Source organism: Cytobacillus sp. Bva_UNVM-123, from assembly GCF_046351715.2.
Lineage (GTDB): Bacteria > Bacillota > Bacilli > Bacillales > Cytobacillaceae > Cytobacillus.
The window spans coordinates 3,468,175-3,495,112 of the sequence record NZ_CM177772.1 but is presented as its reverse complement, the minus strand read 5'-3'; the positions used below and the strand labels follow the sequence as shown (position 1 = coordinate 3,495,112).

The 26,938-nt window shown below is 33.8% G+C and carries 23 protein-coding genes and 3 pseudogenes; 21 read left to right on the top strand and 5 right to left on the bottom strand.

Annotated elements, in window-relative coordinates; genetic code table 11:
- Positions 1 to 259: 259 nt before the first annotated feature.
- The 5 genes from KDN24_RS17960 (at position 260) to KDN24_RS17940 (ending at position 6,619) form a co-directional block, all read left to right on the top strand.
- Positions 260 to 937 carry an ABC transporter ATP-binding protein gene (locus KDN24_RS17960; protein WP_409971863.1) on the top strand — a complete coding sequence of 226 codons (678 nt, stop codon included), beginning with the start codon at positions 260 to 262 and terminating at the stop codon, positions 935 to 937.
- The gene (locus KDN24_RS17955) at positions 934 to 3,414 is read left to right on the top strand and encodes an ABC transporter permease (RefSeq protein WP_409971862.1); all 2,481 of its coding nucleotides are present in this window, start codon (positions 934 to 936) and stop codon (positions 3,412 to 3,414) included. The genes KDN24_RS17960 and KDN24_RS17955 overlap by 4 nt, the downstream gene beginning before the upstream one ends.
- 78 nt (positions 3,415 to 3,492) lie before the next feature.
- The gene (locus KDN24_RS17950; protein WP_409971861.1) at positions 3,493 to 4,170 is read left to right on the top strand and encodes a response regulator transcription factor; all 678 of its coding nucleotides are present in this window, start codon (positions 3,493 to 3,495) and stop codon (positions 4,168 to 4,170) included.
- A 4-nt stretch (positions 4,171 to 4,174) separates the two neighbouring features.
- Positions 4,175 to 5,194 carry a sensor histidine kinase gene (locus KDN24_RS17945; RefSeq protein WP_409971860.1) on the top strand — a complete coding sequence of 340 codons (1,020 nt, stop codon included), beginning with the start codon at positions 4,175 to 4,177 and terminating at the stop codon, positions 5,192 to 5,194.
- A gap of 1,341 nt (positions 5,195 to 6,535) precedes the next feature.
- On the top strand, positions 6,536 to 6,619 hold the full coding sequence (locus KDN24_RS17940; RefSeq protein WP_409971999.1) for a putative holin-like toxin: 84 nt from the start codon (positions 6,536 to 6,538) through the stop codon (positions 6,617 to 6,619).
- Between the two features lie 265 nt (positions 6,620 to 6,884).
- Here KDN24_RS17940 and KDN24_RS17935 read toward each other — a convergent pair.
- A pseudogene (locus KDN24_RS17935) lies at positions 6,885 to 7,808 on the bottom strand (MFS transporter); the annotation flags it as partial.
- Between the two features lie 103 nt (positions 7,809 to 7,911).
- Between KDN24_RS17935 and ant(6) the strand changes: the two are divergent.
- From ant(6) to KDN24_RS17905, 6 genes are all read left to right on the top strand, one after another.
- A complete protein-coding gene (gene ant(6) / locus KDN24_RS17930) occupies positions 7,912 to 8,778 on the top strand; it encodes an aminoglycoside 6-adenylyltransferase (protein WP_409971859.1) in 867 nt (288 codons plus the stop codon).
- A gap of 82 nt (positions 8,779 to 8,860) precedes the next feature.
- Positions 8,861 to 9,310, top strand: coding sequence for a hypothetical protein (locus KDN24_RS17925; RefSeq protein WP_409971858.1), 450 nt, complete (start codon positions 8,861 to 8,863; stop codon positions 9,308 to 9,310).
- 66 nt (positions 9,311 to 9,376) lie between these two features.
- The gene (locus tag KDN24_RS17920; protein ID WP_409971857.1) at positions 9,377 to 9,565 is read left to right on the top strand and encodes an amino acid transporter; all 189 of its coding nucleotides are present in this window, start codon (positions 9,377 to 9,379) and stop codon (positions 9,563 to 9,565) included.
- Between the two features lie 67 nt (positions 9,566 to 9,632).
- Entirely contained in the window at positions 9,633 to 9,776 is a 144-nt protein-coding gene (locus KDN24_RS17915; protein ID WP_409971856.1) for a hypothetical protein, read from the top strand.
- Positions 9,777 to 9,974: 198 nt separating this feature from the next.
- Positions 9,975 to 10,742: a GNAT family N-acetyltransferase gene (locus KDN24_RS17910; protein WP_409971855.1), complete on the top strand. Its 768-nt coding sequence runs from the start codon at positions 9,975 to 9,977 to the stop codon at positions 10,740 to 10,742.
- 365 nt (positions 10,743 to 11,107) lie between these two features.
- Positions 11,108 to 11,704 (top strand): dienelactone hydrolase family protein, encoded by a 597-nt coding sequence (locus KDN24_RS17905; RefSeq protein WP_409971854.1) that lies wholly within the window; start codon positions 11,108 to 11,110, stop codon positions 11,702 to 11,704.
- Between the two features lie 276 nt (positions 11,705 to 11,980).
- On the opposite strand, the gene KDN24_RS17900 is transcribed toward KDN24_RS17905, so the two are convergent.
- Together KDN24_RS17900 and KDN24_RS17895 are read right to left on the bottom strand one after the other, a co-directional pair.
- Positions 11,981 to 13,066 (bottom strand): alpha/beta fold hydrolase, encoded by a 1,086-nt coding sequence (locus KDN24_RS17900; protein ID WP_409971853.1) that lies wholly within the window; start codon positions 13,064 to 13,066, stop codon positions 11,981 to 11,983.
- 247 nt (positions 13,067 to 13,313) lie between these two features.
- Positions 13,314 to 13,436 carry a CysS/YqeB C-terminal domain-containing protein gene (locus KDN24_RS17895; RefSeq protein WP_491348493.1) on the bottom strand — a complete coding sequence of 41 codons (123 nt, stop codon included), beginning with the start codon at positions 13,434 to 13,436 and terminating at the stop codon, positions 13,314 to 13,316.
- A gap of 338 nt (positions 13,437 to 13,774) precedes the next feature.
- On the opposite strand from KDN24_RS17895, the gene KDN24_RS17890 reads away from it, so the two are divergent.
- From KDN24_RS17890 to KDN24_RS17850, 9 genes and pseudogenes are all read left to right on the top strand, one after another.
- Complete coding sequence (locus KDN24_RS17890; protein ID WP_409971852.1) at positions 13,775 to 13,945, top strand: hypothetical protein; 171 nt, start codon at positions 13,775 to 13,777, stop codon at positions 13,943 to 13,945.
- A 147-nt stretch (positions 13,946 to 14,092) separates the two neighbouring features.
- A pseudogene (locus KDN24_RS17885) lies at positions 14,093 to 15,448 on the top strand (IS3 family transposase).
- A 206-nt stretch (positions 15,449 to 15,654) separates the two neighbouring features.
- Entirely contained in the window at positions 15,655 to 16,041 is a 387-nt protein-coding gene (locus tag KDN24_RS17880) for a GNAT family N-acetyltransferase (protein ID WP_409972475.1), read from the top strand.
- A 66-nt stretch (positions 16,042 to 16,107) separates the two neighbouring features.
- Positions 16,108 to 16,269 carry a hypothetical protein gene (locus KDN24_RS17875; protein ID WP_409972212.1) on the top strand — a complete coding sequence of 54 codons (162 nt, stop codon included), beginning with the start codon at positions 16,108 to 16,110 and terminating at the stop codon, positions 16,267 to 16,269.
- Between the two features lie 154 nt (positions 16,270 to 16,423).
- Positions 16,424 to 17,479, top strand: coding sequence for a Cfr family 23S rRNA (adenine(2503)-C(8))-methyltransferase (locus tag KDN24_RS17870; RefSeq protein ID WP_409972213.1), 1,056 nt, complete (start codon positions 16,424 to 16,426; stop codon positions 17,477 to 17,479).
- Positions 17,480 to 18,149: 670 nt separating this feature from the next.
- Positions 18,150 to 19,628 carry an Lsa family ABC-F type ribosomal protection protein gene (locus tag KDN24_RS17865; protein ID WP_409972214.1) on the top strand — a complete coding sequence of 493 codons (1,479 nt, stop codon included), beginning with the start codon at positions 18,150 to 18,152 and terminating at the stop codon, positions 19,626 to 19,628.
- Between the two features lie 329 nt (positions 19,629 to 19,957).
- The gene (locus KDN24_RS17860; RefSeq protein ID WP_409972215.1) at positions 19,958 to 21,880 is read left to right on the top strand and encodes an acyltransferase family protein; all 1,923 of its coding nucleotides are present in this window, start codon (positions 19,958 to 19,960) and stop codon (positions 21,878 to 21,880) included.
- Between the two features lie 55 nt (positions 21,881 to 21,935).
- Positions 21,936 to 22,892: an LCP family glycopolymer transferase gene (locus KDN24_RS17855; protein ID WP_409972216.1), complete on the top strand. Its 957-nt coding sequence runs from the start codon at positions 21,936 to 21,938 to the stop codon at positions 22,890 to 22,892.
- Positions 22,893 to 22,995: 103 nt separating this feature from the next.
- Entirely contained in the window at positions 22,996 to 23,541 is a 546-nt protein-coding gene (locus KDN24_RS17850) for a GNAT family N-acetyltransferase (RefSeq protein ID WP_409972217.1), read from the top strand.
- 110 nt (positions 23,542 to 23,651) lie between these two features.
- Here KDN24_RS17850 and KDN24_RS17845 read toward each other — a convergent pair.
- Together KDN24_RS17845 and KDN24_RS17840 are read right to left on the bottom strand one after the other, a co-directional pair.
- A pseudogene (locus KDN24_RS17845) lies at positions 23,652 to 24,488 on the bottom strand (catalase); the annotation flags it as partial.
- Between the two features lie 251 nt (positions 24,489 to 24,739).
- The gene (locus KDN24_RS17840; protein ID WP_409972476.1) at positions 24,740 to 25,789 is read right to left on the bottom strand and encodes an ATP synthase beta subunit C-terminal domain-containing protein; all 1,050 of its coding nucleotides are present in this window, start codon (positions 25,787 to 25,789) and stop codon (positions 24,740 to 24,742) included.
- 472 nt (positions 25,790 to 26,261) lie between these two features.
- On the opposite strand from KDN24_RS17840, the gene KDN24_RS17835 reads away from it, so the two are divergent.
- Positions 26,262 to 26,918 carry an HAD family hydrolase gene (locus KDN24_RS17835; protein ID WP_409972218.1) on the top strand — a complete coding sequence of 219 codons (657 nt, stop codon included), beginning with the start codon at positions 26,262 to 26,264 and terminating at the stop codon, positions 26,916 to 26,918.
- The last annotated feature ends 20 nt before the right edge of the window (positions 26,919 to 26,938 follow it).

Sequence of the window (26,938 nt, the reverse complement as noted above, 5' to 3'; positions counted from 1 at the left end):
CGAAAAAGGTTCGGTAATCTTTTGATTTTTTTTGTTCCGGAAAAGATCATAGGAATACTCCCTTTAGATAAACAAGTTTTTAGTTAATCTGTCTATCTAATAGGGAGCATATCAAACCTACGTCAAAATGGATTCTTCATTTATTATAAAAGATGTGTTTCCTGGGGATTTTTTGTCAGCCTGTCACTAGATCGTAAGAAGTGGACTTTATAATTTAATATACGAAGTTCAAATCTATATAGAGATGGGGAGGTAAAACATGAGGATACTTAAAACGGTAGGTCTTAAAAAATATTACAATAAAGATGCAAATCAAGTGAAAGCACTTGATGGAATTGACTTGGAAATTAATGAAGGTGAATTTGTTGCGATTGTCGGAACGTCTGGCAGTGGGAAATCTACTTTACTGCATATGATAGGTGGATTAGACAGGGCGACAAGTGGAGAAGTGACCGTTGGGGGAAATGATATTTTCCGGATGAATGATGAAGCTCTGACAATATTTAGAAGGAGAAATATTGGCTTCGTATTTCAGAACTATAATCTTGTTCCGATTTTAAATGTACTCGAGAATATTATGTTACCAATTGAACTGGATGGGAATCAGGTTGATCAGCAATTTATTAAACATATTATTCAAACATTAGGACTTCACGATAAGCTTGAAAGCCTCCCAAATCATTTATCCGGAGGACAGCAGCAGCGGGTCGCAATAGCTAGAGCACTTGCCACTAAGCCTGCTATTATTCTAGCAGATGAACCTACGGGCAATTTGGATAGTAAAACAAGTCAGGAGGTTATTGGATTACTCAAGGTAACTAGTCGTCAATTCAATCAAACAATCATGATGATTACACATAATGAAGAGATTGCACAGCTTGCTGATCGCATTATACGTATCGAAGACGGGAAAATTGTTGGGGGTCATGAATCATGATGTTTCCTAACAACAACAAAAAGGTCATTGCCAAACTAACAAGCAGAACCTTACGAAATAATAAAACGAGAAATCGATTTGTCATTTTAGCGATTGTGCTTACAACGCTACTTATTACGTTTGTTTTTAGTATTGGGATGAGTTTTTTGAAGTCGATAGAAAATCAACATTTGAAAATGATGGGGACATTAGCGCATGCAGCATTGACTTTACCGACTGATGAGCAGGTTAAGCAGCTAGAGAAACTTGATTATGTTGAAGAGGTTGGGCTTGGCACAAGTGTTGCTTATGTATCCAATACACCTGAAATGGGAAATATTTCGGTGAATTTGCATTGGTTTGACCAAAATGAATGGAACACTTTTCGTGCACCGTTAAATGAAGAAATAGTGGGGAGTTATCCAGAGGCAAAGAATGAAATTCTAGCGCCAACCTGGATTCTGAAGGCAATGGGCATCGAGAATCCAGAGATCGGAATGGAGATTTCTCTTACTTACACAACTGAGAAAGATGGTGTGCTGTCTGATGAAATAACTGAATCTTTTGTCCTAAGTGGCTGGTATACCGAATATGTAAATATTCGTTCAGGCAATATTGGGAGCCTGTTCGTTTCAACCTCTTTTGCTGAGTCAAAAGAAAGGTATCCTGCTAAATCAGGAGCTGCATCTATCATTTTTAATAGTGACAAGAATGTACCGGCTTTAGTAGAGCAGCTAGAGCAAGATATTAAGCTAAGTACGGAGCAAAAGGTGAAAATTGTTCCGCTTTATGATCAAGCAGAAAGTGCTGATACTGCGACACTTATAGGCTATATTGGTGTCGTATTATTTCTAGTACTAAGTGGATATTTATTGATTTATAATGTGCTCTATATTTCTGTGTCTCGAGATACAAGGTTTTACGGCCTTCTTAAAACAATTGGTACAACAGCTAAACAGATAAGAAGGATTGTGATCGGTCAAGCTTTAAAATTAGCCTTTATTGGGATACCTATAGGAATTGCATTAGGTATGTTATTATCATTTGTCTTCGTTCCAATGGCGCTTAGCATTTCAACATTAAATAGCGATGTAGAGATTTCATTCAGCCCAGTTATCTTTATTGGAGCTGCAATATTTGCACTTATTACCACACTGATTAGCTGCACTAAGCCTGCTCGTGTTGCAGGTAAAGTTTCTCCGATTGAAGCGATTCGGTACACTGGAACTACTATGAAGGCGAGGACGGCTCGAACGAGCTATGGCTCTAAGCTGAACCGAATGGCTTTACGCAATATTTTCAGAGAGAAGAAACGTGCATTTGTCGTGTTCCTCTCCTTATTTCTGGGGCTAACGACTTTTATGACAGTTAATACACTTGTACTAAGTATGGATACTGATAATTTTGTAGACAGCTATTGGGAGAATGAATTTGATCTGTATAACAATACGATGTCTATTGGTTATGAGGATGAACGCAAAGATAAGATTACGGAAGATATGGTTAAACAAATTGAGCAGATCAATGGTGTTACCGATGTTAGAATAACGTATATAGAAAATAAAGAAGTAAAATATGATCCTGACGTATTTGTTAAGCATGTTGATGCTTTTGCCAATAGAACTGAAATGGAACGTCCGAGCAAGGAAGAATTGCTCAAACCGAATAGATTTGTGGCAAATGCGATTGGAATTGACACGAAGTATGTGAAAGAACTAAATCAAAATCTAGAAAAGCCCATTGATATGGACCGATTTAATAAAGGTGAAATCGCTTTGCTTGGTGGGGATGAAGAAAACTTTAAGCTTGGAGATCGTTTTGAGCTAACCGATCATCCAAATAGAAGCTTCGAAATTGGTGGATTCGTAAATATGATGTTTCAAGCACCCGGTGGAATGATTGCACCAAATACTTATATAAGCCATGAAGCTTTTAAGCAAATAGTAGATAAGCCAATGATATATAAACTGAATATAAAGGCTGAGAAAGACAAGCAGCCAGAGATTCTAGAACAGCTAAGAACTATGATTGCAGAAGATCGAGAACTATATCTGGAGTCGAAATTGGAAACAGCAGAAAGTATGCAGTCTTCGAAAATAACGCTTTACATTTTAGGCGGTGGAATTGCATTCATTCTTGCTTTCATCGGAATTCTTAACTACATCAATACAATGTATACAGGTGTTCGAGTTAGAAGGATTGAGTTTGCTGTTATGGAAAGCATAGGGATGACTCGTAAACAGTTAACAAAAATGCTTCTGCTTGAGGGGACATGGTATGGAGTTATATCGACAGCATTAATTGCAATTTTAGGAAGCCTAATAAGCTATGGAGCTTTTAAATTATTCAGAATGGAGGCTACCTATGCAATCTATACATTCCCGTGGCTTCCTTTCTTTATTTCTATCATTCTTGTATTTGGAATATGTTTGACGGTTCCATTGATTGCTTACAATATGACGAATAAACTGAGTATCATAGAACGGCTAAGAGAATAGGATTAAACGAGAGGAGGCATATGCAAAATATGCCTCCTCTATATGCTACAATAGTAGTGAAAATAAGGGGATGATTATATGAATACGATCCTGATCGTTGAAGATGATCGGCTTATTAATGAAGGTCTAAGATTTATGCTTCAGCAAGAAAACTACAATACGATTTCAGCATATTCCTTTCACGAGGGCTGGTTATTTTTTACAAATAATAAGATTGATCTTATCATTCTGGACATCAATCTGCCTGATCAAAGTGGTGCTAGTCTATGTGAAGAAATTCGCAAATCCTCTCAAGTGCCGATTTTGTTTTTAACTGCTAATGATACAGAGCAAGACATGGTGAATGGTTTTCGTTTAGGGGCAGATGATTATATAGCGAAGCCCTTTAGTATGCTCGTTCTTTCTCAACGACTCAAAGCTATTTTAAGAAGAAGTAGTACAAGTGAGAGCGATAATCTTTATCATTATAATAATCTAGAGATTCATTTTGAAAAAATGCAAGTTTATAAGAATGACCAAGAAGTGAAGCTAACAGCGAATGAATTTAAATTAATGGCGATTCTTGCACAGAATAGTGGACAAGTGTTAACTAGGCAAATGATCCTTGAGAAGCTTTGGGATATAGATGGAAATTTTGTCGATGAGAATACACTCAGTGTAAATGTCAAAAGACTTAGAAATAAGCTCGAAGAGGATCCGAAAAATCCTGTTATTATCAAGACGGTTTTTGGAATTGGCTACACTTGGGGTGACTAAAACGGTGAACCTGACTTTTTCAAAAATAATAATAGGCGCCATGATTGGATTTATATTATTAAGCGGAGGCTTTATTACAATTCTCGTCGTTGTAAATGCGAGTAATAAGATTCTATTATCTAGTATTTTGTTCATTATATTACTTTTTGTACTATTCATAGGATATACACTGGCCGTTCGTAAACAATTGAATATCGTTTTGAAAAAATTGTCAGAAACGATTCAGTCTCTCATGAATATGAAAGATCATGTATCCTTCTCTACATTAGAGGATACGATGCTTTCTAAACTTCAGACACAGATTATTAAATTATCGAGTATGCTTAAAGCTCAAAATCAAAGGCATCAAGAAGACAATAAGGCCGTTAAATCATTGATCTCGGATATTTCCCATCAACTAAAAACACCTCTTACGAATTTGAATATGTATTATAATATGTTGCTTGATGAGAAACTGTCTACGGATAAGCGGATTGAGTTTACACAGATTGTTCAGAATGAAATAATCCGCTTAAATTGGCTAATGGAAAGTTTGATTAAAATGTCACGGCTAGAGACAGGAATTATTAAACTGAATATGGAGAATCAGTCGATTGAAAACACAGTGCTTACTGCTATAAAGCAAATATTACCAAAGGCAAGTGATATACAGATCGAGATTACGTTTCACTCAGAAGAGTCTATTGTCATAAAGCATGATGTTAGATGGACGGGAGAAGCGATTGTGAATTTACTTGATAATGCAGTGAAATATACAAAGGAACAAGGAAAGATTGATATTACCATTCAGAAATATGAAATATTTGCACGTATCGATGTGAAAGATAATGGGACGGGAATAGCAGAACACGAGATAAATACTATCTTCCAAAGATTTTATCGCGGACAAAACGCAAAGCAGACAGAAGGCGTTGGTATCGGCCTGTATCTCGCACGCAAAATTGTGACTCAGCAAGGTGGGTATATGAAAGTATCATCTGTGAAGGGAGAAGGTAGTGTTTTTTCTATATTTATCCCGCATTAACGGGTTGTAAGACCCCCACTTCAAGAATGTAGTGGAAATAAAAATTCTAAGTGGAAGATCTAACAGCCCCTAAAAGCCCGATTGGTTCAACTAATAATCAGTGGGGGATGAAGGAAAACCCCCACTGATTAAGTTTCACTTTATCCCAATAAACTGAATTAAAGAAAGTATATGTCCAAACCGATATTTATTAGCTTTCTCTGAATTTATTAGGCGAAGACGTTTATCGCAAGCAGCATTTGAACTTCAAAATAATACCGTCGTTCGAATCATTGATCTTGCTGTTAAGTATGGATATGGTATGGGGTGTCGCTATATGAGTGAATTCCCTAGCGATATGGAGAAAATAGTGGTACCTAAAAGTACATGAGCTGTTTTTCCAAATATTACTGATGCTTGAAGGTGTTTGTATACTGACTGGCTTCCAACCTCAGGATATGAATTGGCGAATTTACCTTGCATTGAGAATTATTTAGCACCTGATAGAATTCAAAATAGTGTGCACTTGGTTCCTGTCATACCAAAATAATTACATATTGCATTTTGAAAAAATTTTGTTTTATTTTTAGAGAGAGTTGAAATAATAAAAAGAATGTAGGATAAGTATGTTAATCTTTATCTATTTTAGGTTGATTTTTGATAATTATCCTTTATAATTATATGTTTGTTTATTCTAAAAATTCAATCTTGTTATTTACAAATTTTGTTTTTGATAGTAATATGTAATAAATACCATAAATAGTAATTTAATTAAATTGAATCTCTAAGATATAAAACTATTTTGTTTTAAAGAAGTAACGGAGATTATTTTTCAGGTGCTTGCTAGTCGATCAACTAGTTTTTTTACATGTTTTCCCATATATAGGGTGCTTGATTCTCTTAATGCTATTAAATATAAAAAATTGTGTAACTTTTGTTTGTTAAATTCAGTAATTCTCATTCCTTCATACAAACCCATTGATTAACATTACCCTATTGGGCTAATTCCTACATTTCTTCCTTTTATAAAAAGAAATAGTATCTTGCGATTTTCATCCCTTTGAATGTAGAATTTTTTGCAAGATAAGAAAGTTATGGAGATTGATTTGAGCTACGATATCTCGCAGTCGCCAGTATTGCAACAAAGTCCTTCTTCTTCAAAGACTAAAAAAGGCGCTTATAACTGCAGCTGCTTCTTTATAAGAAGAAGAGGCAGGAAAGGATAGAAAGCTACAAAAAGTAAGTGCTCAAATTAGAAACTAAAATCTTCCATGACTTTTTTATAATATGCACAACAATAGAATCGGCTCACTCAAGGGTGGTCTGGCTCACTCCTATGCTTTTAAAAGGGGGTGAAGCTTTATGACAATATTTGAAGCACTTATGTTAATGCTAACGTTCGGCTCGCTTATTGTCGCCATGTTGTCGCAAAACAAAAAGAAATAGACCTCCCTTGAGACCTGACAAGTAACAGGGATTGGTCTATTTCTTGGAACCATATGAGCCAGCCACTCTTTGAGGGGCGACTATTGTATAGGACAGTGGATGTTCCAGCACCTACTGTCTTTTTTATTTTATGTTATTTGTATACATTATAACACTTTTTTTAAAATATAGAACCTTTTACTTATTTATAGTCTACATAGAATTTTGTAATTTACTAATTTAGTTTATAAAATTCTTTGTAGTTGCTGTTCTTTTATAAGTTCTTTTATATATTTCTTCTTGAGCGTTTATACATATTCATAGTAGCCAACCAGCTAAAGAATATAATTGCTGCAAAAAGAAATAGCAAATTACTATACAAATGAGTGGACGGATCAGCATTTATAGGTAATAATTTTCGATTTAGCAAACGTATTGATAGTAATCCACCTACAATTGCAATACCCGTTCCTTCTGATAAAAAGCTTGTGAAATTAAGCAAACTCATTCCAGCACCAGCATCCTTTTGTTCCAAACTACTTGAAACAATGGTGGATATAACTGTTTTCGTAAAAGAAAGCCCTCCAAAAACAAAAACGATTAGAATTGTTATGAGCCAAGGTGTTGTTTCTATAAAAAGGGCAGCTACTAAAAAGCTTAATGAAAGAAATATAACTCCCGTTGTTAACACAAATAAAGAACCTTTTTTGTCAACAAGCAATCCCCCAATATAACCGAAAACAATAACACTCATTGCCCCAGGAAAAATAATCCCACTCCCAATTGCAGCGGTACTTAATTGATAGACATCTTTCATCATATAAGGGACCATAGAAATAAATCCTAAGGTTCCAAATATAAGTCCTCCACAAATGATTCCAATCATAAATGAGACATTTTTTCCGAGCGAAGGATCAACAAAAGGATTAGACACTTTCCTAATATGTTTAACAAATATTAAGAAACATATAATGCTAATGATAAGAAAGGAAACCCTATAAGATGTCGTAAACATTATAAACAATACAATACCTGCGGACATAGATATTATTCCTTTAGTATCAAACATTCCTTTTATTATCTCTTCCTGTTTCAATAGTTTTGCAAGGAATGGAACAGTGATAATTGTCACGATAGGCAAAAGCAGTATATAAGACCAATGGGCATATTCGGCAATTACTCCACCAACAGATGGTCCGACACCTTCCCCCTTTGGAGACAAAACTATTCCATAATACGGCTTTGTGAATAATTACAGTTATTGAGTAGGGGATGATATCATTATTTTAAATTAATGAATGGGAGAGATATGATTGCGTTCAGATAAAGAAATGCTAAACTTATTTAAAAACATCGTTATGAATGATAATCGAATCAGATTGTCAGTACTTGAAGGTTCTAGAACTAATCCAAACATTATAAAAGACGCTTTTCAAGATTATGACCTAACTTTATTTGTGACCAATATAGAGGAATATAAGAAGGATGATCATTGGCTAAACGTTTTTGGAGAACGCGTTTTTATGCAAAAACCAGAAGATATGGAGCTTTTCCCTGCTGAATACGAAAATTACTTTACATACATTATGTATTTTGCAGATGGAATTAAGATTGATTTAGGTTTAATACCTTTACAAGACCTTGAACAATATTTTATTGAGTCAGATGGATTAGTCGAAATATTGATTGATAAAGATAGGCGTATTACTGAAAATGTAGTACCAACTGATAAAAAGTATTGGATTAAGAAGCCGACTGAACGAGAATTTAATGATTGTTGTAATGAGTTTTGGAGTGTAGCAACATATGTGACAAAAGGGTTATATAGAAATGAGCTTTTATTTGCTATAGACCACTTTAACCAAATTCTTCGTCCTGAACTTCTACGTATGATATCTTGGGAGATTGGGGAAAGAAAGGGGTATAATTTCAGTATAGGGAAGAATTATAAGTTTATTAATCAATATATTTCTAACGAAAAGTATGAAAAATTAATTCAAACTTATTCATTAGCCGGAAATTCAAAAACGTGGAAAGCCTTTGAATTATGTTGTGATATGTTCCGATTGTATTCAAAAAAAGTAGCTGTTTCATTAAACTATCCATACCCTGAGTACGATGAAAAAATAACGAATTTTATTTACAAGGTATACAAAGAATTGAATAAAGTTTTTAAATAAAGTAAAAGGAGCTATTCTTCAAGAAGGAGAATAGCCTTTTCTTATTGAAGTAAAGGAGCAGTTGATAAAAGGAGGTTTTAGTATGCTTAATAAGTGGTCAAAATCGGTCCTGAAATTATTATGGGTTGTAGGTTTATTTGGATTAATCATTATTGATTATCATATTGAACAAACAGTAAAACAAACCGTTGACAGAACTTTTAACACATTGCCTCTAATTTGGTTTAATTCAATTGAACCTTTTTTATTCGGCGTTTACATTTCGCTACTTTTCTTAAAAGGAAGGTCGTTTAAAATCAATAAATCATTATTACTATGCGTAACCCTTCCATGTCTATTTATTTCGCTTTATATTCCGATAGTATCTACTATCGCTTCTAATGCAACCTTCTCTTCTTACCTTAGTAATGAACCACCTCCACTTTGGCTGTTTAAATTAACTATCTCTGGAATCACTCCAATTGTGGCTGGTTTGACCTTATTCGTGGGTTTGTTCCAGACTACTCAAACATCAAAAATTAATACTGATTAAACTTAGATGTTTTTAATAAAATTTTATGAAATGAGGGAATTATGTATAATAAAGGGGGAATTGAGGATGGATGAGGATAAAAAACCTTTCAATGATGCAATAGACCATATGAATAAGATTGAAGGAAATGTTTCAAATCTTGCCAATGCAGACTTGAAGAAGTTACCAAGACCCTTAAAATATATTGGTTATTTTATGATTGGTTTCCTTTCAATCTCTATTCTACTGATATTGATTGTAAATATATTAAAATAATCATTGAAACATTGTACTTAAATTAACGGGGACGATAGTGAGGATATGACAAGGAGAGCTAATATTAATGACGAAGAATTTTATTTGGGTACACGGAGAAAAAATACTAAAAATTGATGGAGTATTATTAGTTTTTAATAATCCGGAACTTTTGTTGAAGATATTTTTACTCTGGCAAGTTCTGCTGCCGGGTAGCGAGGGAGTAAGGTGAGTTAATTAATTCGGTATGATCATGTACAATTAAGTTGCTTTCTAATGCTTTAGTATTATTGAGAAAAGAAAATGAATCGCTTCTATTTTTTCTGAAAATTATGGGAGGATATAAATACTGTGAACACAGTTTTTTTAGAATTTAATTGACCTTATAATAAAAAAGAGCGCGCTAAATTAAATTGAAAGGTGCAAAAACATGCTTACAAATCAACAATTAGTAATAAACAATTTTGAAGAAAAATTAAAAGTATTTACTCATGCAGTTAGTGGAGAACTTACAAAGGAAGAAGATTTCGTCATAGCAAATACAGAAATTCCTACTGATACATTCAATGTATTATTGCCGAAATCTCCAAATATCAAAAATGCAGTTAAGATCAGAAATGGAATCGATAATTTTTCTTATAAAGAATATCCCTTTAGTATTTGGATTGATGCTCAGTATTTAAACGATGATTGGAAAAAACTTATGCAAGAATATGACCTAAGAGAAACGGAACGTAATGTAATGATGAAACTTGAAAATACTCTTAATGTTGGTCAAAGAATTTCCCATCAGCTTATGATTACTAATGTGAAAAATAAAGAAGAACTTTTAAAATATATAGAGGTATTTATGAGCTTATTTGAAGGTACACCAGAAAAAGATGCCTTAGAAAGTTATTTTAATAAGTTTTCACAAATAAAATTAGGTTCAGAAGTTCAAATGTTTATTGGATGCATAGACGAAATGGCTGTAACTACTGGTTTATTAATAGAAAGCAAAGATAGTTATGGTATTTATGATGTGATGACAAAAGAAACATTTAGAGGTAAAGGAATTGGCAGTGAAATGTTTCAATTTCTTCTAAATCAAACAAAGGATAAACAAAAACCAGTTGTATTACAGGCTTCAGATGATGGGAAAAATATCTATAAGCGATTTGGATTTGTAGATGTCGGAGAAATGGTTGTCTTTGAATAAGGGGGTTTCTTTTTAAACTAAATGGCGCTTTTCTGAAATAAGGAAAGCGTCTTTCTTCATGAAAAGGGACAAATTGTTGAACAAGGAAATGGTAAACTAAATTGTAAAGTAAAAAAGGAGGCCGATTACGACTGCCGAAACGAAGGAGGGGGAGGCTCAGGAGGACACGAATCTTATACATTCATCGTATCACCATCATTACCTGATGATCTTTCAGAAATAAAATTGGTTTTTAAAGAATATAAGCCGCCATTCAAAAGAGCGACGGGGTTTGAATTTGTGATATAAATGGACAACAGTTCAATAGGAAATTATATAATTTCTTTTGATTATATGATTGTAGAATGACTTTGAAGGGGAATAAAATGCTTCAGATCCTAAAAAAATCAGATACTTTGATTATTGTGATACATGAAATCTATGGTATTAATCAACATATAAAAAAATTTTGTGATTTATTATCAAAACAAGACTTTGACGTTATCTGTCCGAACTTATTAGAACGAGAACAACCATTTGATTATTTTGAAGAGAAGATTGCTTATTTCAATTTTATAGAGAATATAGGGTTCTCAATCGCTGTACAAAAAATAAAGAATTTATTATTAAGTGTTAAAAATGAATACCAAAAAATATATATTATTGGATTTAGTGTTGGAGCAACTATTGCTTGGTTGTGTAGTGAGGAGGAGTGTCTTGATGGGGTTGTGGGGTATTATGGTTCAAGAATTAGGAATTACACACAAATAGTGCCTCTATGCCCTATAATTTTGTTCTTTCCTCAAGAGGAACAATCATTTAGTGTGGATGAGTTAATTTCAAAATTGAATAAAGAGAAGAATATCGAGATATATAAATACTTCGGGCAACACGGATTCAGTGACCCATTCTCTTCTAAGTTTAATGAAAAATCATCCCAAAACGCTTTCAATGAAATGCTAAACTTCTTAAAGAAACATTAATTCAAAACAAGGTTGTTATTCAACTGACAAAAAACGATTGTGTAACAATACACTTAAATTAACAGGATCTCGAAAAAATTTTGATAAAGTGAAAGCAAAAGCAGCATTTAATACTATTCAAATAATAGTAGAAGATTACAAAAAATATTTGTAAAAAAAGATATTTTTCAATTAAGAAGGTAATTAAAGTAAAATAGAAAAACTAGCTATATTAGTGACGTTAAAGAGTAAGCCCTTCCTGTTATTCAGGCAGGAAGGGCTTAAATGGAGATTGGTTTATTTAGAGACGTCTATCATCTTATCAATGAATATCTTAAAATCTTCTTTATTTGGGTAATGTGCAGATTTTTCTAGCGGGATAAATTCCTTTTCCCCATGAACGTTCAATTCATTAAAGAATTCCTTTGTTAAATCATAATTGGTTAATTGGTCATGGATTCCTTGGAAAAAATAAATAGGAACCTTTACTATTTTCACTTCTTCTTGCAAGTCAACTTCATGTTGTATTTCTTTTTGTAATACTTTTGATTCAAACAAACTAAACTTTGCGCCACTATAAACGACTTTGTAGATATCTCCCAATGAATAATCGGGACTGAATAACATAGGTTTTAGGTAACTAAGGATATTGACTTTGGAAATCGTTTCATCGCTATAATTATCTCCGCCATATTTGCTGATATATTTGCTATATTTCTCTTCATTTTCTATTGAATAAGGGGGATTGCCAAATGAAGCAATATCTTCTTTTATCTTTTTATCTTCAACTATTTCGCTTAACCATTTGGTTGATAATTTTTGGGTTTTAGTGTTGCTAACAAATTGAGAAATACCAAAATATGTATCGATTTTTTCTGGATACCGATCAACATATTTCATTCCAATAATAGAACCCCAGGACATGCATGCTAAATAAATCTTGTCTTGATTAAACCGTTCCCTCAAATAATCCACTATTTCATTTGTATCTTCTACAAATTGATTGATATTCATAGTATTTAAAGGAATATCACTTTGATAACTTTTGCCTGCACCCCGCTGGTCATAATAAACAGCTATAAAATTTTCAGTTATTTCCGGATAAACACCTCTTGAACTTACCCCAAATGGGAGCGGCTGACCAGGACCGCCGTGAAGAAATAAAATAACTGATTTTTGTTTATCTTTTCCTTCAATAAAAATATATTGTTTAGTCTCGTTTATATTTAATTCTACCAGTTCGCTTACACCGCCATTTTCTATCAATTCGTTACTTTTTTTAAGAACTTTCTCTTGTATAATATGGCGAACCAACAAAAAAGAAACTAAAGCAAACATAATTATACCCATACCAATGACTGAAAAAAGCATCCATCTGTTCAATTAATACCCTCGCTATCTATTAACTTCAGAAGTTATTTAATATTATTACACTATTATCCTCTCTTCGATATTAAACCACAAATGGAGTTTGTTGTGTATATTTCCATGTCATTGAGAACTAAAATAACTATACTAAGGGGATAATTCTTCAAGAGAGGAGAAGTTTGAAATATAATTTTTAAAAAGTTTGCATAGAAAACCTGAATAGATTTTTTAAGATAAGAAGAAAAAAGGAGAAACACCAAAGTTAATGATTAGCACCTTTAGCAAGCCTAACGTATTGACCATTTCTTTCATCTCTAATGATTACATCTAATTTTGAAAAATCCTCACGTAGAAATTTGGCATCTTTCTTTTTATTTTCTTTTATTGCATGTTCTCGAGCATAAAGTAACGCATTAATTTTTTCAGGAAAATCAGGATGTCCTAAAACCCATCGTTGATATTGGCTGTCAAATGGATCTTTCTCATGCCAAGGATATTGGTATTTATTAAATGCTTCTCGAACAGTATCCTCTTTCGTTTCAATAATTGCTAGAGGAGGTTCTACTAAGGTACAGATGAAATTGAAGAAGGATACTAATTCCTATGTATATGTCCATAATCTTTAGCTATAGTAGGTCCAATAAAATATAGACTGTAGTTAGGATGGAGCTTAAAAATCTGGGGATAATAACTATTCATACAATAATGAATAGGAGTGGTAATATGGCCGTCAATGATAAGAAGAAACAAAAAACAGTATTTAGAGATAATCAAGATTTAGTCCCAGAAGGTAACCTCCCAGGTAATAGGGAGGATCGAAGTGATAAAATGGGTACGTTAAATTCTGAAGAAATTCGATTTGAAAATGCTGACGATATCTATGATGAATATTGATAAAAGGGGCAAAAGCTTAGCGTTTAAGAAATGAGTAGGTTTCTTCCACAATTAATTATTAATTTGGAGTATCGTTAGTACAATAAAAATATTGAACTGCACCCCAATTGTTAGACACCAACTAACAATTGGAGGTGCAGTTTTTATATGGCTAAATTTACTTCAGAAGACAAAGTACAAGCAGTTAGTCGTTACTTAAATGGAAATGAGAGTTCATATGAAATAGCCAAATCTTTAGGAACTAATCATAAGGCAATTCTTAAATGGGTTAAACAATACGAATACAATGGTGTTGATGCATTTATAAAGCGATATACAAATTACACACAACAGTTTAAACTAGACGTACTAAATTATATGATTGAACACGGTACGTCCTTTGTTGAAACAGCAGCTATCTTTAATATAGCGGCACCGTCCACAATTCTTGTTTGGAAAAAGCAATTTGAAACACAAGGATTAGATGCCCTTCAATCCAAGAAGAAAGGATGTCTATCCATGAAAAAAGAGTCTATGAAACAAACAAATCAATTACCAGCCGAAGGATCTGTCGAAGCTCTGGAAGCACGTATTAAGCAGCTTGAAATGGAAAATGCGTATTTAAAAAAGTTGAATGCCTTAGTTCAAAACAAGGAAAAATCACCAAACAAGACAAAGCGCAAGTAGTTATGAATTAAGGCATGAGTTTCCGGTGATAGAATTAGTGAAGCTAGCTGGGATCCATAGAGCACATACTATTATTATGTAAAACAAATGGATAAACCCGATCCAGATGCCGATTTAAAAATCGAAATAAGCGCTATTTATGACGAACATGAAGGTCGTTATGGATACCGTCGAATTCGTGATGAATTAGCGAATCGTGGTAAAAAAGTGAATCATAAAAAAGTACAAAGAATCATGAAGGAATTAGGTTTAAAATGCCTTGTACGCATGAAAAAATATAAATCTTATAAAGGGGCAGTAGGTAAAATTGTGCCCAATATTTTAGATCGTCAATTTAGAGCGGATCATCCGAATGAGAAATGGGTAACGGATATTACAGAGTTTAAATTATTTGGAGAGAAGCTTTACTTTTCACCTGTATTAGATTTATTCAATGGGGAGATTATCACATACACGATTGGCTCTAGACCAACGTACTCTCTCGTATCAACGATGCTGGAACAAGCACTAGAACGGTTGCCGGAAGATCACCAGCTACTTATGCACTCAGATCAAGGTTGGCAGTATCAAATGAAGAAATATCGTCAGGCTTTACAAAAAAGAGGAATCACCCAGAGTATGTTCCGTAAGGGAAACTGTTATGATAATTCCGTTATGGAGAATTTCTTTGGTATCATGAAATCAGAGTTTCTCTATTTGAAAGAATTTGAAAGTGTAGAACATTTTAAACTAGAACTAGAAAAATATATCGAGTACTATAACAACAAACGAATTAAGGCTAAATTAAAAGGCATGAGTCCGATACAATATCGGACTCATACCCAATCCGCTGCCTAATGAGATAACCGTGTCTAACTTTTAGGGGTCACTTCATTATTGTAGGATTTTTTCTTATCCACGATCGAGTTATTTAATGAAGGAAGAATACCACGAAAAATTTAATACTTATGGGCAATTAAAAAACTTAAGGAGGTATTGTAGTGAACAAAAACAAAATCACAATTACTCAGTTTAACCCCAAATACGCTGAACAAACAGTGGCTATGTGGCGAGATAGCAAGGAACAGGCAATTGGCCAGAAAGAAATTCATTCCTTTGAAAATCACGTTTATTATTTAAATCATATATTATCTGAACAGTGTAAAATAGATTTAGCGTTAATTGATGAAAAAGTAGTTGGGGTGATAGCCTATAATGAAAAGGAAATAACCCAACTTTATATTCATATAGATCATCAAGGAATCGGTATAGGTCAAACATTGATAGATAGAGTAAAAGCACAATCAAGTGGGAGATTAACATTATACACATTTGAAGTAAATGAGAATGCACAACGATTTTATAAAAAAAATGGATTTGAAATCATAGGTAGAGGACATGAAAATGAAGAAAATTTACCTGATATTCTATATGAATGGACTTCCAAATAAATTTACATATACTCACTTTTATGTTAGATTACTCTATAATAAATTCAACAAAGGGAGGTGCAAGCAATGTTAACTGTTTTTAGAATTCTGTTTGGTAAAAATGTAAAAATTGGTAATGATTTAGCGGACAAAGGGAGTAGTCTGTCCTTTTTTATGCTATACAACCATATAAAAACAGTTATCGGAGCTTTGCCTCTATGGCGAATAAATGACAACGCAATGACTTAGAGTCCTTGTTTATTTATTTGTGCATATATTATTTAAAGTTCAGCGCCGATAATTCTATCGGTGCTTTTTTGCGATTATTTTTAACTTAAGGGATAGTCAACTCCTTTCTATTTACTCCTATAAAACTAGAGAGTCTTATGAAAGGATGAGAAAGATGCAATTAAAACTAAGCAATAAGTATAGAAGAATAAAAGAATTTTTAGGGGAACATGATTGCCCAAGTTTTAGAATGAAACAAATCTTGAATGCCATTTTTAAAGAAAGAATAGATAAATTCGATGAAATGAATGTACTTCCAAAATCGTTAAGAGAAATGTTAGTTAACGAATTTGGAGAGTCCATTTTAGATATTGTTCCTTTAAAGGAGCAACATTCTGAGCAAGTCACGAAAGTCTTATTTGAAATATCAGGAAATGAAAAAATAGAAACGGTAAATATGAAATATAAAGCTGGGTGGGAATCATTTTGTATATCTTCTCAGTGCGGATGTCATTTTGGGTGTAAATTTTGTGCTACAGGTGATATTGGATTAAAAAGAAATTTGACATCAGATGAAATAACTGACCAAATCCTCCATTTTTACTTACAAGGTCATTCAATTGATAGTATTTCTTTTATGGGGATGGGAGAAGCGTTAGCCAATGTGCAAGTTTTCGATGCCTTAGATGTACTCACTGATCCTATGCTTTTTGCTTTAAGCCCTCGTAGGTTAACTATTTCAACGATTGGTATTATACCAAGTATAAAAAAAATGACTCTGAATCATCCGCAAGTCAATTTGACGTTCTCGTTGCATTCTCCTTTTAATGAGCAACGAAGTAAGTTGATGCCGATTAATATGCAATATCCATTATTAGATGTGTTGGATACATTAGATGAGCATATACGAGTAACTTCCAGAAAAGTTTACATCGCTTATATTATGTTACCTGGTATGAATGATTCTATTGATCATGCTAAAGAAGTAGTGAGTCTATTAAAAGGTCGATATAAGGAAGGACGTTTATATCATGTAAATTTAATCAGATATAACCCAACCGTCAGCTCTCCTTTAAGGTTCGGTGAAGTTGATGAAGGTCATGTTGTTAATTTTTACAAAAAATTAAAAGCAGCAGGTATTAATGTAACCATTAGAAGTCAATTTGGAATTGATATAGATGCTGCGTGTGGTCAATTGTATGGAAATTATCAAAAGAGCAATAAGCAGTAATTTGAGGTGAAGATGGTGCTGAATTGTAATCCTTAAAAAAATTTGTTAATATAAAAATAAGATTATGAGAGGACTGATGAATGGACAATGATTAACTAATCTATATTTTTATTTGAAATGAATAACTTCAAACGACAAAATATAGGGTTAGTCTATCCATTTTTATAAATCAGTTTACACTTTTTTGTCATGATCTTATGGCAAAAAAGAACTTATTTACTATTAGTGAAAGACTAATCCTTCCAATTGCAAATTGGGAGGATTTTTTATTCTCCCATAGATAAGATTGATGTTTTTTAATCTGTACTTTTAATTAAATGGCTGTGTAAAAGTGAATGTTGATTTCCGCTCAGGCGCTTCGCTTTCCGCGGGGCGGGCGGTGTGCCTCCTCGGCGCTAAAGCGCCCGAGGAGTCTCATCTGTCCCGCAGGAGTCTCGCGCCTTCCACTCCAATCAACATTGTGCTCAAAATCAACAATGTGCTTTAACGCAGCCAATTAAATAAATAAAGGAGGGAAAGAAATGAGCAATTCAGATACGATTGTTACGCATGTAATACTCCGTATAAGTCGATAATATCCATCAAGATTGTACGGAGAAATTTAGAATAGATGGATGTGCCGACTTTGTATAAAAAGTAAAAAGTGTTGATATACAAAGGAGGAATTATTATGTCAATGATACAAGTTCAAGACTTAACTTTTTCTTATCCAGGCAGCTTTGACAATATTTTTGAAGGTGTAAACTTCCAAATAGATACGGATTGGAAACTTGGATTTATCGGTAGAAATGGACGAGGTAAAACAACTTTCTTTCATTTATTATTAGGGAAATATGAGTATAGTGGGAAAATCAATTCTTCAGTAGAATTTAATTATTTTCCTTATCCTGTTTCGGATAAAAACAAGTATACTTATGAAATCATTGAAGAAATTTGCCCCCAAGCGGAAGATTGGGAATTTCTTCGTGAAATATCCTATCTAAATGTTGATGCCGAGGTCATGTACCGACCTTTTAAAACATTATCAAATGGAGAACAAACAAAGGTGTTGCTTGCTGCACTTTTTTTGACTGAGGGTCAATTTCTTTTAATTGATGAGCCAACTAATCATTTAGATACTGATGCGCGAAAGATAGTCTCTGATTATCTAAGGAAGAAAAAGGGTTTTATCTTAATTTCACATGACAGAATCTTTTTAGATGGATGTGTAGACCATATCTTATCTATAAATAGGGCAAATATTGAAGTTCAAAGCGGTAATTATTCTTCATGGAAGTTAAATTTTGATAGACAGCAGGAACATGAGGAGGCTACAAATCAGCGTCTACAAAAAGACATCGGGAGATTAAAGCAGTCTTCAAAGCGATCAGCAGGTTGGTCTAGCCAAGTAGAAGCTTCCAAAAACGGGACAACAAATTCGGGTTCTAAGCTTGATAAGGGGTTTGTAGGACATAAAGCGGCAAAGATGATGAAGAGAGCAAAGAACCTTGAATCAAGGCAACAAAAAGCGATTGAGGAAAAGTCAAAATTACTAAAAAATGTGGAAAAAATGGAGTCATTAAAATTAGAACCATTGGATTTTCAATCAAATGAATTGATTGTTTTGGCTGATGTGTCTGTTAAGTACGATGACCAAATAGTGAATAAGCCAATTAGCTTTAATGTTGAACAAGGTGACCGAATTGTACTTGATGGAAAGAATGGGAGCGGAAAAAGTAGTATCCTAAAACTAATTCTAGGAAATCCGATACAGCATACAGGCTCCATAAATTTAGGTTCAGGCTTGATTATTTCCTATGTCCAACAAGATACTTCTCATCTGAAGGGATTGTTATCGGACTTTATTGAACAGCATGAGATTGATGAAACGTTATTTAAATCCATCCTACGTAAGATGGATTTTGACCGAATTCAATTTGAGAAAGATATATCTCATTTTTCTGGTGGACAAAAGAAAAAGCTGCTTATAGCCAAAAGTTTATGTGAAAAAGCTCATTTGTATATTTGGGATGAACTGTTAAATTTTATTGATATTTATTCGCGCATACAGATTGAAGAGATTATTCAAAGATTTAATCCCACAATGGTTATTGTTGAGCATGATCAGGCATTTCAACAAACAGTCGCAACAAAAACTATATCTATGTAGTTAATATTCTGAACCTATGTAAGTTATTGTTGATTTGAAATATAGTTCGATTTTTTATAAAAACTAAATATAAATCTTTCTGAGTAAGAATCCATTTTGAGCAATCTATGTTCAAAGTGGATTTTTTTTATTTATTGCAAAATAAAACGGAAGTTATTACCATTTGAATTTTATTATTTTAGTAAAACAAAATAGTTAGGTGCTAACGTCTATTATCTGGAACTAAAAAGTTAAATGGAACAAAACTATTTCTGCTTGATTAAATAGGATTGGAGAAAGTATGGCTAAATACCATAAAGAAAGATGTTATATGAGGGGGCTTTTTAAGCATGACACAGAAACACAACTATATTCCTGGATTAGATGGACTCCGCGCTTTCGCTGTCCTATCCGTCATGGCCTATCATTTTAGCTTTAGCTGGGCTAAAGGCGGGTTTTTAGGAGTCGATATCTTTTTTGTATTATCTGGTTATTTAATCACATCTATTGCTTTACCGGCTCAGGGAAATCAAATGGATCTAAACTTGCGTAAATTTTGGATCAAACGTTTTCGAAGATTATTACCAGCAGCTTATGTAATGATTATGACCACCGTTGTGTGGGTTATGTTGTTTAATCGCGATCTCTTACACATTGTTCGAGGAGACGCCATTTCTTCTCTTTTTTATGTGAGTAATTGGCGGTTTATTTTTCACAAACTGTCCTATTTTGATAGTCTCGGCTCACCATCACCTTTAAAGAATCTATGGTCTCTAGCGATAGAAGAACAGTTTTATATCCTATGGCCAATCGTTTTAGCTGCGGGATTTTATATATTTAAAAAGCGTAGCAACCTTACAATCCTTTTGCTTATTGGCGTAATATTTTCAGCTATATTAATGGGCTTATTGTATCAACCTGGTGTAGATCCCAGCCGTGTCTATTATGGGACAGATACACGGTCCTTTGAATTACTTATTGGTTGTTTTCTTGCCTTTGTCTGGCCAATGAAGAGACTTTCTTCTGGAAATCTATCTATTAAGTTAGGAAACATATTAAATATAACAAGTTTCATCACATTTGGTGTTCTTATTCTTTCTATTCTATTTTTAGATGAATTTCAATCTTTTCTCTATCGAGGAGGGATGCTGCTGGTTTGTGTAAATGCAGCCATCCTGATAGCTTGTATTAGTCATCCAGTTAGTTTTTTAGGAAAATTGCTTTCTTTTAAGCCCCTTTGCTGGATTGGTTCAAGATCTTACGGAATCTACCTTTGGCATTACCCTGTTATTGTGCTTAGTACGCCTGTGGCTGAAATAGGAAATCCAGAATACTGGCGTGTTGGCTTGCAAGTAGTGGTCACATTTATCATTGCAGAACTTTCATATCGTTTTATTGAAAAGCCAATTCGAGAACATGGCTTTAGGGCATTTTTTCGACAGTACCTTGCAATGAATGTTTGTAAGTGGAGAAGATTAACTTTGGTTAGAAAAATAACAACGATCCTCCTGCCACTATTCTTTTTGGTGTTCACTACAGGTATCACTGGTGTAGTAAAAGGGGATGTTCAAAAGGAATCTATGGAGACATATCCAACTCAAGAAAAAATAAATCATCTGGAGCCGTCCTCAAGTAGTAAAGGTTCTACTACTGGCTCCTCTGAAAGTCAGGAAAGCATTACATTAGAGAAAAATCCTACCGATCAAGATAATGGAAAAGAATTAACGTCAAAAGTTGAACAGAACAAAGATTCATTTCAAAAGGAGAAATCGGAAACAAGTGTCACACCTGTAAATAAACCTTATAAGAAAATCCTTGCCATTGGGGACTCTGTCATGCTAGACATTGCTGCAAGCCTGCATATTAAATATCCAGACATGACGATTGACGGTAAAGTCGGAAGACAAGTATCCCAAGCAGTTCAACTCGCACAATCCTACACAAGTTTTAATCAGCCTGATCATGCTGTCATCATTGAATTAGGTACAAATGGATATTTCTCTAATGTTTCGATAGATTCATTACTTCAATCATTCTCAAAAGCTCATATTTATTTAGTAAATACACGTGTACCCCGCCCGTGGGAAGGCAAAGTGAACAGTGCATTAGCAGAGAAAGCGAAAGTGAATGATGATATCACATTGGTTGACTGGCATTCTGCAGCTAAAAACCATCCGGAATATTTTGCTCCTGATGGTGTACACTTAGTGTCTAAAGGGATTGAAGCATTAACAATATTAATTGACCAAGCGTTGAAGGCGAATATGAAATAGATAAATTATTAAATGAAAGGGAATAATCATATGAAGAAAAAGAAGAAATGGATCTATGCCTTATTACTACTATTTGTCGACAGCAATATTAGGGGGAGGAACTTATGCATACTTCTTCTATCATTCTTTTAATCAAGCTGTTAAAACTATCTATGACCATGGAGAACGAATGCAATCTGAAAAAAGAAGCGAAGAAATCATTGTCAAAAACGGTGACCCGTTTTCTATCCTTTTGCTAGGGGTTGATGAGCGTAAGAACGATAAAGGGCGTTCCGATACAATGATTGTCATGACAGTAAATCCACATGTGAAATCAATCAATATGCTAAGCATTCCTAGGGATACACGTACAGAAATTGTTGGACATGGCACAGTAGATAAAATAAATCATGCCTATGCCTTTGGGGATGTAGAAATGTCAATGAAGACAGTTGAAAGGTTTCTAAATATTCCCATAGACTATTACGTTAAGATAAATATGGAGGGCTTTGAAGATATTGTCGATGCTTTAGGAGGTGTAACGGTTTATAACGATTTAGCCTTTTCGGCTGGCGGTGAATCCTTCAAAGAAGGGGAGCTAATACTTGATGGAAAAAAAGCATTGACGTTTTCAAGAATGCGCCATGACGATCCGGAGGGGGATTTTGGAAGACAAAAAAGACAGCGTAAAATCATTGAATCAATTCTCGAAAAAGGTTCAAATATTTCATCATTGTGGAGTTTTGACCATATTTTTGAGGCAGTCGCAAAAAACATCAAAACAAACTTCCGTCTAGATAAAATGGTAAGTATTCAGTCAACATATAAAGATATTAGAAAAAACATTCGAGAATATAAATTGAATGGCACTGGTCAAATAATACCTAATCAACAAGGCGAAAAGATCTGGTACTACATTGTTTCCGATAATGAAAGACAAAAGCTATCTCATTTTCTTCGGGAACATCTAGAATTAAGTAAGGAAACTGGGCCAAAGAATGAAACCCAAAAGTTAGAATTAACGAGATATTAAATTCAAAAAACAATCATTAACTTTTTCCTTCAAGCCGATATTCATCATTCTTTTCCTTCATTAACCATGATAAAATTGTATTAAAAGGAATCGGAGGGGTTTTATGAAACTAGTAGGACAACAAATATATCTTCGACTTTATAAAACTTCTGACGCCAGCGAGTTAGCAAACTTACATACTAGAAATCGCAAATTTTTTCAACGAGTTTGCCCATTACTGCCAGATACCTTTTATACAGAAGAACATCAAAAAATACGCATTGAACAGGCATTAAAAAAGACTGATGAAGGGCAATTATATGCTTTTGGAATCTTTTTAAAAGCTACTGATAAACTTATCGGAGACATTTCATTAACTCAAATTGCTAGGGGAGACCTCCAAAGCTGTTATACGGGATTTACTTTAGATAAGGAGTTTAATGCAAAGGGCTATACAACAGAAGCTCTTCGACTTGTTGTGGACTTTGCTTTTAGAGAATTAAAACTACATAGAATTGAAGCGGGAGCTATGCCTGACAATATAGCATCTATTCGTGTATTGGAAAAAGTTAGGTTTATAAAAGAAGGTATAGCAAAAGAAAATATAAAAATTAATGGCAAATGGACAGATCATCAAATATTAGCTATCATCAACAGCCTGGATGTGTAAGCTCATTTCACTTCCAATAACGAAGATTATGTAAATATATAAAGGAAACATAAATAATTTTTAAAAAAACGTCATTTTAATCGAAATAATGACGTTTTTTAATCTTCATATCACTTTCCCATTTCCATTTCAATTCTCTTTGTTAAGTCAGATGATACTTTATTGAAATACTCCATTACTTTCTTTCTAATATCATCAGATATGACTTTCAAATCATTAGCTAAATTTTCGACAAGATGTTCTTTTTCCAATTGAGTTAACTTCGTATAGAATTCACCAGCCTGCCCAAAATCATCTTGCTTTGTTATAGAAGTTCTCTCTAGTTTGCCTTCAACATATCTTCCATCACCACTTGTTATTTGATTAGCTGGTGTCCAATTTTGCTGTTGGTTAACAGGTAATTTACGAAATTCAGCTCCAATTCTTCTTCTTTGAGAATCACTATAAATATTGGCACGGCCCTGCAGTACTTTATCATCAGATAATTCTGCGCCGTCTAGTAAATTAGAAACGGAGAAGGCGACCTTTTCTACTTGTTCCATATAATTATCAGGGTTTTTATTTAATACCATTTTGCCTACTGGTATTAGGGGATACTCTATTTCATCCCATACTTTTGTATCGTCTAAAGGATCATAAGAAAGATTTGCTTCATCCTTTGGGTCCATAAGCTGGACATATAAGCCATATTCCACGGGTTTAATACTGGCAATCGCATCATATAAATCTTTACCAGCGTAATCAGGATTTTCAGCGGCTAGTCTATTTGCTTCTTCCCGACCAATGTATTGTATCCCTTCAAATGGGTACCAATGGTATTTAACGTACTTTCTAATCCCTTGAGCATTTCTCCAAACATATGTATTTACACTATGTCCTGAAATGTGGCGAAGACTTTTTACCGTTCCAGCATCAGAGTATAAACGTAGAACAAAATGAATGGCATCAATTGAAATTTCCCCATATCAAATAACATGATTTACTAATATAAAGCAAAAGATGAAAGCGCTTCTTCAAAAAAGGAAGCGCTTTCTCTGTCCTATCTTAGTACTCCAAAGGGAAGAAATGCATGAACTCCTTTTGAAGTAATGACAATTTGTGTAATTCGTAAGTCTCTGAAGTTTGACCTGGCTTTGCCTCTCTTATATAGACAGGACCAATTAATGAATGGTCAATTGTTTAGACCTCTTTCCAAATATTAGGATTGTAAATTCCCAATAAACTCTAGTTCTGATACATCTTTAGAATCTACGGCACCGTTCATAATTTCTTTTACATCATTCAAAGTATCTTGCAGGGTAACCGCTTGGCCTAACTTTTTTGTAAAGGGTTCGGCAATATAAAAAGGCTGAGTTAAATATGCTTCAAGCCTTTCTCCTCTTTGATATGTTTGTAATTCAGATGTCGGAATTCGTTCAATCCCGCTAACACTCACTAATGAACGGAGTTCCCGATAGCGGCGAAGAAGTTTTAATGCTTTTTGTTGAATGGCGAAGTGTTCTTGTTCTAAATGAGCTCCTTCGAGAACAGATGATGTTGAACTTAGAGGATTAACGGCTGGATAGCGGTGTCTTGCAGCAAGATCAACATCGAATTGCCAAAAGGTTTCAAGTGGTCCATAAGGTAAATCTTCATCAACAACTTCGCCTGTCAAATCAACGAGGAAAGTTGTAACAGAATGAATTCCTATCCCTTGAAGATTCTCCTGCAGTTGTTGGATGCCTCCTGTTATTACATGGGTTCTGTCTGCAACGAACATAATATTTTTGTCTCCACCAATTTTCGCAATACACTCGTATGTGTCTTCAATAGAGTTTGTAATAGTTTCTGCATTTTCAACGAGATCATTTAACCCTTGGTAATCACCTTCAGGCATTAAAAGGATTGTTTTATATGCCTCATTCTTAAATCGATAGAGTAATTCTGCTAATACAACGAGCTGACCCATTCCAGGGCGCGCAACCAAACCGACAGTACCTCCTTTTGCTAAAGGAGCAAATAAATCTAACGTTTTGATTTTCGTTTCTATCATTTCGACTTTCTCCCCTCTGATAATCAGTTCATCCAAACTACAATTAGCTAATGATGCTAGTGCAACTAAAGTTCGAACCTCAGCTCTGCCAACAGGTATTTTTCCTGTGCATAGGTTAGAAACGGTAGCTGGTCGTAAGCCAACTTGCCTGGCTGCACTTGTTAGATTCGGTACTTTCCTGCGTAATAAACTTACATTTAATCTCAAGTCATCCATTTTTTCCATAACCTACCTCCTTAATTTTATATAGTAAATTAAATGGCTTTAAATTGCAATAAAAATTACTCTTTAATTTAATTTTAATTACTCTTTGGAGTAAAAAAGAAAAAATCTTAATAAGAGGTGTATTAAGATAAGGAAGGGTCATCACTTTTTCAACCATCGAGCTATTTAATCGAATAACACTTTAAACAAGGAGTAAACAGAATGTGGTAAAATATGGTGTGGTACAATTTATATATGACAAGGTAAATGAACAAAATATTCAAGATGTACATTAAGGGTTTACAAACAATTAAAAAAATGTCCAATAACTAAATGGAAGGATAAAAGAAAACCTCCTTCCCACTGAAGAGAATGATAGTTTAAGATTGTATTTTTCGGTAAATTGAACGTTTTGAGGTTCGAACTAGGGATTATTTATATAATGTGAGAAAGGCTGTGAAAGTTATTGAGAGGTTATAAAGCAATGCTATTTGATTTAGATGATACCTTACTTAATAGGGATAAGGCAGTAGATAATATGTTTTTAATTATTTTAGAAAAGTGTTATGAGGATGTTAAACATTCAGTAAAAAAAGAAATGCTGCGAAAATTCAAAGAATATGATAATAGAGGCTATGGCTCTAATGATAAAGCAAAGGTTTTGGAATCATTTTTCAATGAATTTCCACCAAAATATAGATTGCCAAGCAATGATATACAAGATTTTTGGAATACCAATTTTCCTCAGTGTTTTTCTATAGACCAAAATATGATCAATATCGTAAATACGATAAAGACTCAAGTTAAAGTTGCAATTATAACAAATGGTTCAACTCAGAGGCAAAAAGCTAAAATTATCAATACTCATTTAAATAATTGTTTTGATATAATAATTATTTCTGAAGAAGTGGGATTTAGTAAACCTGACAAACGTATATTTGAATTAGCATTAAATAGGCTTAATGTGCAACCGGAAGCCGCATTATTCGTTGGAGATGACATAGAAAAGGATATTGGTGGTTGTCAAAATGCAAATATAAAGGGCATATGGTTCAATCCTCATATGATCAAGAATGATACCGAAATAAAACCATATGACGAGCTCCATTCTTTTGATAGATTATTAAGTTATTTTACATAATAATAGGTGAATACAATAAG